The sequence below is a fragment of the Bradyrhizobium sp. cf659 genome (assembly GCF_900113725.1).
In the GTDB taxonomy this organism is placed as follows: domain Bacteria; phylum Pseudomonadota; class Alphaproteobacteria; order Rhizobiales; family Xanthobacteraceae; genus Bradyrhizobium.
Genome location: NZ_FOQJ01000004.1, coordinates 447,462 through 458,609 on the forward strand (window position 1 = coordinate 447,462; position 11,148 = coordinate 458,609).

Annotated in this window: 13 protein-coding genes; 8 read left to right on the plus strand and 5 right to left on the minus strand. The window is 65.5% G+C overall.

Annotated features, from left to right (window positions below; all coding sequences use genetic code 11):
- Positions 1–21: 21 nt before the first annotated feature.
- The 8 genes from BM118_RS42365 to BM118_RS41525 all read left to right on the plus strand — a co-directional run bounded on the left by BM118_RS42365 (position 22) and on the right by BM118_RS41525 (position 6,062).
- Positions 22–258: a hypothetical protein gene (locus BM118_RS42365; RefSeq protein ID WP_092187395.1), complete on the plus strand. Its 237-nt coding sequence runs from the start codon at positions 22–24 to the stop codon at positions 256–258.
- Between the two features lie 2 nt (positions 259–260).
- Complete coding sequence (locus BM118_RS21120) at positions 261–1,016, plus strand: metal ABC transporter ATP-binding protein (protein ID WP_177234516.1); 756 nt, start codon at positions 261–263, stop codon at positions 1,014–1,016.
- A gap of 6 nt (positions 1,017–1,022) precedes the next feature.
- The gene (locus BM118_RS21125; protein ID WP_092187397.1) at positions 1,023–1,892 is read left to right on the plus strand and encodes a metal ABC transporter permease; all 870 of its coding nucleotides are present in this window, start codon (positions 1,023–1,025) and stop codon (positions 1,890–1,892) included.
- Positions 1,893–1,897: 5 nt separating this feature from the next.
- Positions 1,898–2,761, plus strand: coding sequence for a metal ABC transporter solute-binding protein, Zn/Mn family (locus BM118_RS21130; protein WP_177234517.1), 864 nt, complete (start codon positions 1,898–1,900; stop codon positions 2,759–2,761).
- A gap of 54 nt (positions 2,762–2,815) precedes the next feature.
- Entirely contained in the window at positions 2,816–3,862 is a 1,047-nt protein-coding gene (locus tag BM118_RS21135) for a CobW family GTP-binding protein (protein WP_092187399.1), read from the plus strand.
- Complete coding sequence (locus BM118_RS21140) at positions 3,862–4,881, plus strand: WD40 repeat domain-containing protein (RefSeq protein WP_177234518.1); 1,020 nt, start codon at positions 3,862–3,864, stop codon at positions 4,879–4,881. Before BM118_RS21135 ends, BM118_RS21140 begins: the two co-directional genes overlap by 1 nt.
- A gap of 30 nt (positions 4,882–4,911) precedes the next feature.
- A complete protein-coding gene (locus BM118_RS21145; protein WP_092187401.1) occupies positions 4,912–5,628 on the plus strand; it encodes an MgtC/SapB family protein in 717 nt (238 codons plus the stop codon).
- A gap of 101 nt (positions 5,629–5,729) precedes the next feature.
- Positions 5,730–6,062: a hypothetical protein gene (locus BM118_RS41525; RefSeq protein WP_177234519.1), complete on the plus strand. Its 333-nt coding sequence runs from the start codon at positions 5,730–5,732 to the stop codon at positions 6,060–6,062.
- 184 nt (positions 6,063–6,246) lie between these two features.
- On the opposite strand, the gene BM118_RS21155 is transcribed toward BM118_RS41525, so the two are convergent.
- The 5 genes from BM118_RS21155 to BM118_RS21180 all read right to left on the minus strand — a co-directional run bounded on the left by BM118_RS21155 (position 6,247) and on the right by BM118_RS21180 (position 11,066).
- A complete protein-coding gene (locus BM118_RS21155; RefSeq protein ID WP_092187403.1) occupies positions 6,247–7,689 on the minus strand; it encodes a homospermidine synthase in 1,443 nt (480 codons plus the stop codon).
- A gap of 49 nt (positions 7,690–7,738) precedes the next feature.
- Positions 7,739–8,128 (minus strand): RidA family protein, encoded by a 390-nt coding sequence (locus BM118_RS21160; RefSeq protein ID WP_092187404.1) that lies wholly within the window; start codon positions 8,126–8,128, stop codon positions 7,739–7,741.
- Positions 8,129–8,276: 148 nt separating this feature from the next.
- Positions 8,277–8,864, minus strand: a complete 588-nt coding sequence (locus tag BM118_RS21165) for a GNAT family N-acetyltransferase (protein WP_092187405.1) — start codon at positions 8,862–8,864, stop codon at positions 8,277–8,279.
- A gap of 146 nt (positions 8,865–9,010) precedes the next feature.
- Positions 9,011–10,153 carry a type III PLP-dependent enzyme gene (locus BM118_RS21170; RefSeq protein WP_092187406.1) on the minus strand — a complete coding sequence of 381 codons (1,143 nt, stop codon included), beginning with the start codon at positions 10,151–10,153 and terminating at the stop codon, positions 9,011–9,013.
- Between the two features lie 661 nt (positions 10,154–10,814).
- Positions 10,815–11,066 (minus strand): hypothetical protein, encoded by a 252-nt coding sequence (locus BM118_RS21180; RefSeq protein ID WP_092187407.1) that lies wholly within the window; start codon positions 11,064–11,066, stop codon positions 10,815–10,817.
- Positions 11,067–11,148 lie beyond the last annotated feature (82 nt).

Below are 11,148 nucleotides of genomic sequence, written 5' to 3' on the forward strand. Positions count from 1 at the left end.
GTTATAATATAACGTCCGGACATGGTTCCCGCCGCGTCCCACACCCACCATCACGACCATGCCCACGGCCATTCCCATAGCCATGGGCATTCGCACGGGCACGACCACACCCATGCCCACGTCCATGACGCAACCTCACCGCATCCGGCCCAGGCCGCGACCTGGTCGATCCTGCGCATGACCATGGCGGGCCGCCTTGGCGCGGCGGTCGCCGTTTGCGCCGTGCTCTGGGGCATCGTCTTTCTGGCGATGAGGTGACCATGGCGGCGCTGCATTTCCACAACGTCACGCTCGGCTACGACCGGCATCCGGCCGTGCATCATCTCAACGGCGAGGTCGCGCCAGGTGCGCTGGTCGCCGTGATCGGCCCGAACGGCGCCGGCAAATCGACCCTGCTGCGCGGCATCGTCGGCATCCTCAGGCCGCTCGACGGCAGCATCCATCTCGGCGGGCTCGACTCCCGTGATATCGCCTATCTGCCGCAGAGCGCGGAGATCGACCGCAGCTTCCCGATCTCGGTGTTCGACTTCATCGGCACCGGGCTGTGGCGCGGCAGCGGCCTGTTCGGCGGCATCGGCAAAGCCGCGCGCGAAAAAATCCTCCGCGCGATCGCGTCCGTCGGTCTCAATGGCTTCGAGAACCGCCCGATCGGCACGCTCTCGGGCGGGCAGATGCAGCGCGTGCTGTTCGCGCGCGTGCTGCTGCAGGATGCGCGGTTGATCGTGCTCGACGAGCCCTTCAACGCCATCGACAGCAAGACCACGACCGACCTGCTTGCGCTGGTGAAGCACTGGCATGGCGAGGGCCGCACCGTGCTCGCCGCGCTGCACGACATGGAGATGGTGCGCAGCCATTTCACCGAGACCCTGGTGCTGGCGCGGGGCCCTGTAGCCTGGGGCCCGACGGCGGAGGTGCTGACGCCGGAAAACCTCGTCGTCGCGATGCGGATGTGCGAGGCGTTCGACGACAGCGCCGCGGCCTGCGCGGCCGACGATGCCCGTTCGCGGGCGGCGTGACGCCCAATGCTCCATGACGCGCTGATCGGTCCGTTCACCGAATTCGAGTTCATGCGGCGGGCGCTTGCCGCCGTCATCGCGCTGTCGCTGGCGGGCGCGCCGATCGGCGTATTCCTGATGCTGCGGCGGATGAGCCTCGTTGGCGACGCCATGGCGCATGCGATCCTGCCCGGTGCCGCCGTCGGCTTCCTGCTCTCCGGCCTCAATCTGTTTGCGATGACGGCCGGCGGCCTGATCGCGGGGTTTGCGGTCGCGATCCTCGCCGGCGTGGTCGCGCGCTCGACCGGGCTGAAGGAGGACGCCTCGCTCGCGACCTTCTATCTGGCCTCGCTGGCGCTGGGGGTGACCATCGTCTCGATCAAGGGCACCAATATCGACCTGCTGCACGTGCTGTTCGGCAACATCCTTGCGATGGACGACCAGACGCTGCTGGTGGTCGCCTTCAACGCCACGGTGACGCTGCTGGTGCTGGCCGTGATCTACCGCCCGCTGGTGATCGAGAGTGTCGATCCGCTGTTTCTGCGCACCGTCAGCCGGGCCGGGGGACCTGCGCATCTCGCTTTCCTCGCGCTCGTCGTGGTCAACCTCGTCAACGGCTTTCAGGCGCTCGGCACGCTGCTCGCGGTAGGGCTGATGATCCTGCCGGCCGGCATCGCGCGATTCTGGTCGCGTGATCTCACGGTGATGATCTGCATCGCGGTCGTCGCTGCCGCGGTCTCGGGCTATGCCGGCCTCGTGCTGTCGTTCCAGACCCGCGTGCCGTCGGGCCCTGCGATCATTCTGGTCGCGACAGTGCTCTACATCGTCTCGGTGCTGTTCGGCCGCGTCGGCGGTATCGTCCGGCAGTTGTTTCCCGGCCGGCATCTGGAAGCGTGACGGCGATGCGCTTGCTTCCGCTCTTTGCCCTGCTGCTGATCGCCTCGCCGCTGCACGCCGCGGAACGGCTCAACGTCGTCGCCAGCTTCTCGATCCTCGGCGATTTCGTCCGCAACGTCGGCGGCGACCGGGTCAGCGTCACCACGCTGGTCGGCGCCGACAGCGACGTCCATGTCTATACGCCGGCGCCAAGCGATGCGAAGCGCATCGCGGACGCAAAGTTCGTTGTCGTCAATGGGCTCGGCCTCGAGGGCTGGCTGCCGCGCCTCGTGCAATCCTCCGGCAGCAAGGCAACGGTCGTCACCGCCAGCGCCGGCATCACGCCCCTGAAGCTCGGCTCGGCCGCAGATCCGCATGCCTGGCAGTCCGTTCCCAACGCCAAGGTCTACGTGACGGATATCGCCAACGCGCTGGCCGCGGCCGATCCTGATGACGCGGAGTTCTTCCGCGCCCAGGCCAAGGCCTATCTGGAAAGGCTCGAAACGCTCGACCGCGAGGTGCGCGAGGCGGTTGCGAAAATTCCGCCCGAGCGGCGCAAGGTGATCTCCACCCATGACGCCTTCGGCTATTTCGCCGCCGAATACGGTATCCGGTTCATCGCGCCGCTCGGCGTCTCCACCGAAACCGAGCCCAGCGCGCGGGACATCGCCGCCATCATTGGCCAGGTCAAGGCCCAGAAAATCCCGGCCGTTTTCCTGGAGAATATCAGCGACGACCGCCTGATCCGGCGGATCGCCGCCGAGACCGGCGCAAAGGTCGGCGGGACCTTGATTTCGGACGGTTTGACGGGTGAAAAGGGGCCTGCCCCCACTTACATTGACATGGTCAGGCACAATATAAAGGCCCTGACCAGCGCGCTTGACCACTAGGGCAGGGGCCACCCCGCCTCGCGTCGCGCGGAAAAGCCCGACCCCGGAGTAGTTATGTCTGAAGCGACCTCCCAGAAAATTCCCGTGACCGTTCTGACCGGCTATCTCGGTGCCGGCAAGACCACGCTTTTGAACCGCATCCTGTCGGAAAACCACGGCAAGAAATACGCCGTCATCGTCAACGAATTCGGCGAGATCGGCATCGACAACGACCTCATCATCGGTGCCGATGAGGAAGTGTTCGAGATGAACAATGGCTGCATCTGCTGCACCGTGCGCGGCGACCTCGTGCGCATCATGGACGGGCTGATGAAGCGCAAGGGCAAGTTCGACGCCATCATCGTCGAGACCACCGGCCTTGCCGATCCGGCGCCGGTGGCCCAGACCTTCTTCGTCGACGAGGACGTGCAGAAGAACGCGCGCCTCGATGCGGTGGTCACGGTCGCCGACGCCAAATGGCTGTCCGACCGTCTGAAGGACGCGCCCGAGGCCAAGAACCAGATCGCCTTTGCCGACGTCATCGTGCTGAACAAGACCGACCTCGTCACCAAGCCCGAGCTCGCCGAGGTCGAGGCCCGCATCCGCGCCATCAACCCCTATGCGAAACTCCACCGCACCGAGCGCTGCTCGGTGGCGCTGGCCGACGTGCTCGATCGCGGCGCCTTCGACCTCGACCGCATCCTCGACATCGAGCCGGACTTTTTGGAGGCCGACGATCATGACCACGACCATGATCATCACCATCATGGCCACGATCATAACCACCATGATCACGGCCACGGCCTGAAGCACTATCACGACGAGGACATGCAATCGCTGTCGCTCAAGACCGACAAGCCGCTCGATCCGAACATGTTCATGCCCTGGCTCCAGAACCTGGTGCAGGTGGAGGGCGGCAAGATCCTGCGCTCCAAGGGCATCCTCGCCTTCCACGACGACGACGACCGCTACGTCTTCCAGGGCGTCCACATGATGCTGGAGGGCGACCACCAGCGGAAATGGAAGGACGGCGAGCCGCGCGAGAGCCGCCTCGTCTTCATCGGCCGCGAATTGCCGGAAGAAGCCATCCGCAAGGGTTTTGAGAGCTGCATCGTCTCGTGATGAAAGAGTTTACGCCGGCCCCCGATTCCGCCTCGATCGTCTCCGTCACCGGCCGCGTCAAACCGGTCGCGCTCGGCATGGGCGTGACGTCGGTGCATTTCCTCGGTGACCGCGCCGCCTTCGTCGGCGGCGAGGAGAACGTCGCGCTCGTCGACAGCAAGGGCGAGATCACCACCGTTGCCGCGCACAGCGGCGGCATTCTCTCGACCGCGTCCGACGGCAAGCGCCTCATCATGGGAGGCGACGACGGCAAGGTCGTTGCGCTCGATGCCAAGGGCGAGGTGAAGCTGCTCGCCACCGACCCGAAGCGCCGCTGGATCGACGCGGTGGCGCTGCATGCGGACGGCGCTTTCGCCTGGTCGGCCGGCAAGACGGCGACCGTCAAGAGCGGCAAGACCGAGGAAAAGTCGATCGAGGTGCCCTCGACCGTTGGCGGCTTGGCGTTCGCGCCGAAGGGCCTGCGGCTCGCGATTGCGCATTACAACGGCGCGACGCTGTGGTTTCCGAACATGGCGGCGACGGCTGAATTCCTGCCCTGGGCCGGCTCGCATCACGCGGTCACCTTCAGCCCCGACAACAAATTCCTGGTCACCGCGATGCACGAGCCGGCGCTGCACGGCTGGCGGCTCGCCGACAACCGCCACATGCGCATGACCGGCTATCCCGGCCGCGTCCGCTCGATGTCCTGGAGCGCGGGCGGCAAGGCGCTGGCGACGTCGGGCGCCGACACCGTCATCCTGTGGCCGTTCGGCAGCAAGGACGGCCCGATGGGCAAGGAGCCCGCGATGCTCGCGCCGCTCCAGGCGCGCGTCTCGGTCGTCGCCTGTCATCCGAAGAACGACATCCTCGCCGCCGGCTACAGCGACGGCACCGTGCTTATGGTGCGGCTCGAGGATGGCGCCGAGATCCTGGTCCGCCGCAATGGCACCCCGCCGGTGGCGGCGCTCGCATGGAACGCCAAGGGCACGCTGCTGGCGTTTGCGGACGAAAATGGGGACGGCGGCCTGCTGGAGCTTTGATCTGTCATCGTTCCGGCCGTATAGGGGACCATGCGGTTTCTGACGACCTTCCAGCTTGCTGATTTCGCCGATACGCTGGTCAGCCTGTTCACGGCCTTCGTGCTGGGTACGCTGATCGGCGCCGAGCGGCAATACCGCCAGCGCACCGCGGGCCTGCGCACCAATGTGCTGGTCGCGGTCGGGGCTGCCGCCTTCGTCGATCTCGCCATGCACCTGACCGGCGCCGACGGCGCGGTCCGGGTGATCTCCTATGTCGTCTCCGGCATCGGCTTCCTGGGGGCGGGCGTCATCATGAAGCAGGGCATGGACGTGCGCGGGCTCAACACCGCGGCGACGCTGTGGGCCTCGGCCGCTGTCGGCTCCTGCGCCGGCGCCGACATGGTCGCGCAGGCGGCCGCGCTGACCGTGTTCGTGATTGCCGGCAACACCATGCTGCGCCCGCTGGTCAATGCCATCAACCGCATTCCGCTGAACGAGAAGACCTCGGAGGCGACCTACTATTTCAAGCTTGCGGTGGCGGCGGACGCCTTGCCCGACATGCGCGACCGGTTGGTCGAGAAGCTCGAGGCTGCAAAATATCCGGTGGCCGATATCGACGCGGTCGAGATCGGCGAGGATGTTCTGGAGATCGTCGCAAAGCTGGTTGCGACCGCGGTCGATCCGAACGAGCTGAACGCGGTGGCGACCGATCTCCAGCATTTGCCGGGCGTGCGCCACGCGACCTGGGAGGTCAGCACGACGGACTGAGCGCGGCGTTTTGGCGCGCGGAGGCGCGGTTCCCGCCTCGTCCGGCACGGAACCGCGGTCGGGCAACTTCGTTGATCCCCCGGACAAAGGCGGTGATCGACATGCCCGGCCAAAATGACAAGCGCAGACTGAAATTCGACCTGATGATCGCCTGCTCGCTGTTCGCAGTCGGCGTCGTGGTGTCAGGCCTGTCGCTGGCGCAGATCCGGGCACAGAGCCGGATGGAGCTGGCGCAGGCGACGGGGCCGCTCCAGGGCACGCCGTCCGACGATCAGGGCAAGACTCCGGCTGAATCAAAGCCCGGCGGCGATCGGCCGACCACGCCGGCGCCCGAGCCCGCGCGCCCCGATCCGCAAACGCAGGGCGCGGCCATCAAGCCGGCGCTGCCGCAGGCTCCCGCCGAGAAGATCGCGCCGCCGATCAGGGAGAAGTAGGAGGCAGCCGCGCTCCCAGCCGCGTACTCGGTGTCATCCCCCGCGAAGGCGGGGGATCCAGTATTCCAGAGACGGCGCGTGGATACGGAGAAGCTGCGGCGTACTGGATGCCCCGCCTTCGCGGGGCATGACAGTGGAGTGCGGGGCAGCGGCGTCCTGGAATGACGGGCGGAAGAAGCGCCCCTCACCGCACCAGAATATTCCGGAACTGCCAGGGATCGCTGGTATCAATATCTTCCGGAAACAGTCCCGGCCGATCCGTCAGCGGCGTCCAGTCGGTGTAGAAACCCTTCACCGGGCCGAGATACGGCAGCTGGATTTCCAGGAGACGATCGAAATCCATCTCGTCGGCTTCGACGATGCCCTCGTTCGGGTTTTCCAGCGCCCACACCATGCCGCCGAGCACGGCGGAGGTCACCTGCAGGCCGGTGGCGTTCTGATAGGGCGCGAGTTTGCGGGTCTCTTCGATGGAGAGCTGCGAGCCGTACCAATAGGCATTGTTGTCGTGGCCGAACAGCAGCACGCCGAGTTCGTCGATACCGTCGACGATTTCGTTCTCGTCGAGGATGTGGTGCTTTTCCTGCATCTTCGCGGCGCGGCCGAACATTTCATGCAGCGACAGCACGGCGTCGTCAGCCGGATGATAGGCGTAGTGGCAGGTCGGCCGATAGACCGCCGTGCCCGAGGCGTCACGCACCGTGAAGTAATCGGCAATCGAGATCGACTCGTTGTGGGTGACGAGGAAGCCGTATTGCGCGCCGCGGGTCGGGCACCAGGTGCGCACGCGGGTATTGGCGCCGGGCTGCATCAGATAGATGGCGGCGCCGCAGCCGGCTTCGTGGGTCCGCGCATTTTCGGGCATCCATTTTTCATGGGTGCCCCAACCGAGTTCGGACGGCTGCACGCCTTCCGACAGGAAACCTTCTACCGACCAGGTGTTGACGAAGACATCAGGCTCTTTCGGCTTCTTGGAGCGCTGGGTGTCGCGTTCGGCGATGTGGATGCCCTTGACGCCGGCCTGCCGCATCAAGTCTGCCCATTCGGCCTTGGTCTTCGGCTTGGGGGCATTGAGCTTCAGGTCGGCGGCGACATTGAGCAGCGCCTGCTTGACGAAGAAGGACACCATGCCGGGATTGGCGCCGCAGCAGGAGACGGCCGTCGTCGAGCCCGCGGGGCGTGCCTTCTTGGCGGCCAGCGTCACTTCGCGAAGGGCGTAGTTGGAGCGTGCCTCCGGGCCCTTCGACGAATCGAAATAGAAGCCGAGCCAGGGCTCGTTGACAGTGTCGATATAGAGAGCGCCAAGCTCGTTGCAGAGCTCCATGATGTCGGTGGAGCCGGTATCGACCGAGAGATTGACGCAGAAACCCTGGCCGCCGCCTTCCGTGAGCAGCGGGGTCAGCAAGTCGCGATAATTGTCCTTGGTCACGCCCTTCTGGATGAAGCGGACATTGTGCTTCTCGCAATGCGCCCTGCGGCCCTCGTCCTTGGGATCGATCACGGTGACGCGCGACTTGTCGTAGTCGAGATGCCGCTCGATCAGCGGCAGCGTGCCTTTGCCGATGGAGCCGAAGCCGACCATGACGATGGGGCCGGTGATCTTCGCGTAGATCTGCGAGGCAGGGCTCATGGGATGGTTTCTCCAGAAAGTGCTGGCGGACAAAATGGTGAGGGGTGGATCAGGCGCTGTGGCGCTTGGCGGTGACTTCGATCTCGACCTTCATCTCGGGCTTGGCGAGAGCGCTGACGACCAGCAAGGTCGCAGCCGGCCTGATATCGCCGAGAACCTCGCCGCAGACGGCGAAGTGGGCATCGATGTAGCTGGCGTCGGTGACGTAGTAGGTCGCACGGACGATATCGGCCATCTCGAATCCGCCCTCCTTCAGGGCGGCTTCGATGGTCTTGAAGCAGTTGCGTGACTGGCTCGTGACATCGGCCGGCATCGTCATCGTCGTGTAGTCATAGCCGGTGGTTCCCGCAACGAAGGCGAAATCGCCGTCGATCACGGCGCGGCTGTAGCCGGCGGTCTTCTCGAACGGGGAGCCGGTGGAGATCAGGCGACGGGACATGGTTTGGACCTCGGCTGAAAGAGGTGTTTCGCGGGGGTTAAAGGGCGTTTCCGGGGCCTGCGCAACCCCAAAGGAATAGAGTTCAGCACAGGCGCGGCCGGGCGTTGCCGTTCAATGCGGCTTCGGTCGTCGCCATCATGGCAATCCCTTAGGCCGCGTGCGCCTGGAGGGGGCGAACTACCCTCCGTTTGGGCAGGGCCGCGCCGGTCGGGACGATCGTCCCCTCGGCGCCATCCAGCGCACCGGCCTGGAATTCGATCGCCAGCAGACGGTCGCGCTCGAACGGGCCGGGCAGCATCAGTGCACCGGTCTTCTCTGCCGAGAAGCCGAAGCGGGCGTAGTAGGGGGCATCGCCGAGCAGGATCACGGCGGCATGCCCGCGCGCCCGGGCGGCGGCCAGCGCTTGTTGCATCAGCGCGGCGCCGATCCCGAGCTCGCGGCAGGCAGGGTCCACCGCCAGCGGTCCGAGGACCAGAGCGGGCCTGCCTCCGGCGCTGACGTGCCACAGCCGCACGGTTCCCACGAGTGTCCTCTCGCGCACAGCCGACAGGGCAAGGCCTGCGGCAGGTGCACGTCCGTCGCGCAGGCGCTGGCAGGTGCGGCCATGGCGGTTCTCGCCAAAGGAGGCATCGAGCAGCGCTTCACGGGCGGCGACGTCGGCAGCACGTTCCGCACGGATCGCGAACGGAGCGGCTTTCGAAGTGAGGACGATCTGTGGCTTCCGAAAAGCAGTCATGGCGCGTCAGTCCCCGCTTGAACCGACGTGCGATCAGCACGCCGGCTCAAGGCGTCGTCAGAAATCAGGAATGTGAGGGAGGAGCCGGCAAGCCGGCTCCCGGGTTCGTCAGGCCTCAGACAGAGAGGCGGGTCAGATGTGGCAAATTAGATGTGGTACGTCTTCAGCGGCGGGATGCCGTTGAATGCCACCGACGAGTAGGTCGACGTATAGGCCCCGGTGCCTTCGATCAGCACCTTGTCGCCGATCTCGAGCGTGACGGGGAGCGGATACGGGGTCTTCTCGTACAGCACGTCGGCGCTGTCGCAGGTCGGTCCCGCGAGCACGCACGGCGTCATGTCCGCGCCGTCATGGGCGGTGCGGATGGCGTAGCGGATCGACTCGTCCATGGTCTCGGCCAGACCACCGAACTTGCCGATGTCGAGATAGACCCAGCGCACCTCGTCCTCGTCGCTCTTCTTCGAGATGAGCACGACCTCGGATTCGATGACGCCGGCATTGCCCACCATGCCGCGGCCCGGCTCGATGATGGTCTCCGGGATCTGGTTGCCGAAGTGCTTGCGCAGCGCGCGGAAGATCGAGCGGCCGTAGGTCACGACCGGCGGCACGTCCTTCAGGTACTTGGTCGGGAAGCCGCCGCCCATGTTGACCATGGACAGGTTGATGCCGCGCTCGGCGCAGTCGCGGAAAACCTGCGAGGCCATCGCCAGCGCACGGTCCCACGCCTTCACCTTGCGCTGCTGCGAGCCGACATGGAAGGAGATGCCGCACGGCTCCAGGCCCAGGCGCTTGGCGACGTCGAGCACGTCGACGGCCATCTCCGGGTCGCAGCCGAACTTGCGCGACAGCGGCCATTCGGCGCCGGCGCAGTCGTAGAGGATGCGGCAGAACACCTTCGCGCCGGGAGCGGCACGGGCGATCTTCTCGACCTCGGCGGCGCAGTCGACCGCGAACAGCCGAATGCCGAGCGCGAAGGCGCGCGCGATGTCGCGCTCCTTCTTGATCGTGTTGCCGAAGGAGATGCGGTCGGGCGTAGCTCCGGCGGCCAGCGCCATCTCGATCTCGGCGACGGTCGCGGTGTCGAAGCAGGAGCCCATGGAGGCGAGCAGGGCCAGCACTTCCGGCGCCGGGTTCGCCTTGACGGCATAGAACACGCGGCTGTCGGGCAGCGCCTTGGCAAAGGTCTGGTAATTGTCGCGCACGACCTCGAGGTCGACGACGAGGCAAGGCTCGGTGTCCCGGCCCTCGCTGCGGCGGTTGCGCAGGAATTCCTGAATACGTTCGGTCATAGCACTCTCCCAAACGGCCCAGCGACGGGGATCCGTTCAAAAAATGACGTCGGATAAGAGTGCTCTGGCCGGATTGCGCGATGGAGGCGCAACGAAGCCAAAAGACTCAAACCAGACTGTGCTGCCGTGGATTGGTTGGGAATTTCCCGCCCGCACACCTGGCAATGAAGGACAAGCCTTTTCAGTAGCCCGCGCCGGCGTTGGACTGCCGGTAGAGACCAAAAAAGCCCGATCCGTCGTTGCTTTAAGTCGCGTCCCCCGTTGAGAGCGGGGTGCGCCGGTTCGCCTCCGGCTGCCAGTCACGGTTGCAAAGAGCGAAGTCACCTTCGACAAGGCATCTCTTTGAGAGAGATGCTGGACGCTTCGGGTTCGCTTCGTCTTCTCGACTTCCGCGCTTCCGAAGAGCCCCTCGGCTTCTTCACCCCTTGGCGGCTGTCCGGCCTCTTGTCCGGATACCTACCGACTGACACACGACCACAGGCACGTGCGAAATTGGGCAAGACCGCACATAAGCGTTTTGACTCTGCTTCGCAAGAATTTTTTTAGGCTGAGAACAGAATTGCCTAACATCTGCTTGCGCAGTGTGGCGCGAGCGACGCGGAAGATGAACGTGCGTTAAGTTTTCAAGCTTGCGCGCGTGTCTCTCGCGCGCGAGCGAGTGTCAGCCGCGCTTGGTGAAGGGCTCGACGCGCTGTGCTGCGCGGATGAACGCGGTCATCACCAGCACGCCGAGTGCGAACAGCACGGCCTGGAGGATGTGCGTGCCCTGATCGCCTAAACCGAACAGGATCGCGAGGGCCCAGCCGCCGGCAAAGGCCGCGCCGAGCACCTCCGCGCCGATCAGGATGGCGGCGCTGATGACGGTGATGACGCTGCGCCAGACGATCTGGCGGGAGGAGGAAGGCGCGTTCATGGGGCTCAGGGGTCCGTGTCTTCGAGGGCCGCAATCTCTCCGAAAAGGCGGGCGGGAGCAAGGCCAAATGGCCCAAAAAAGC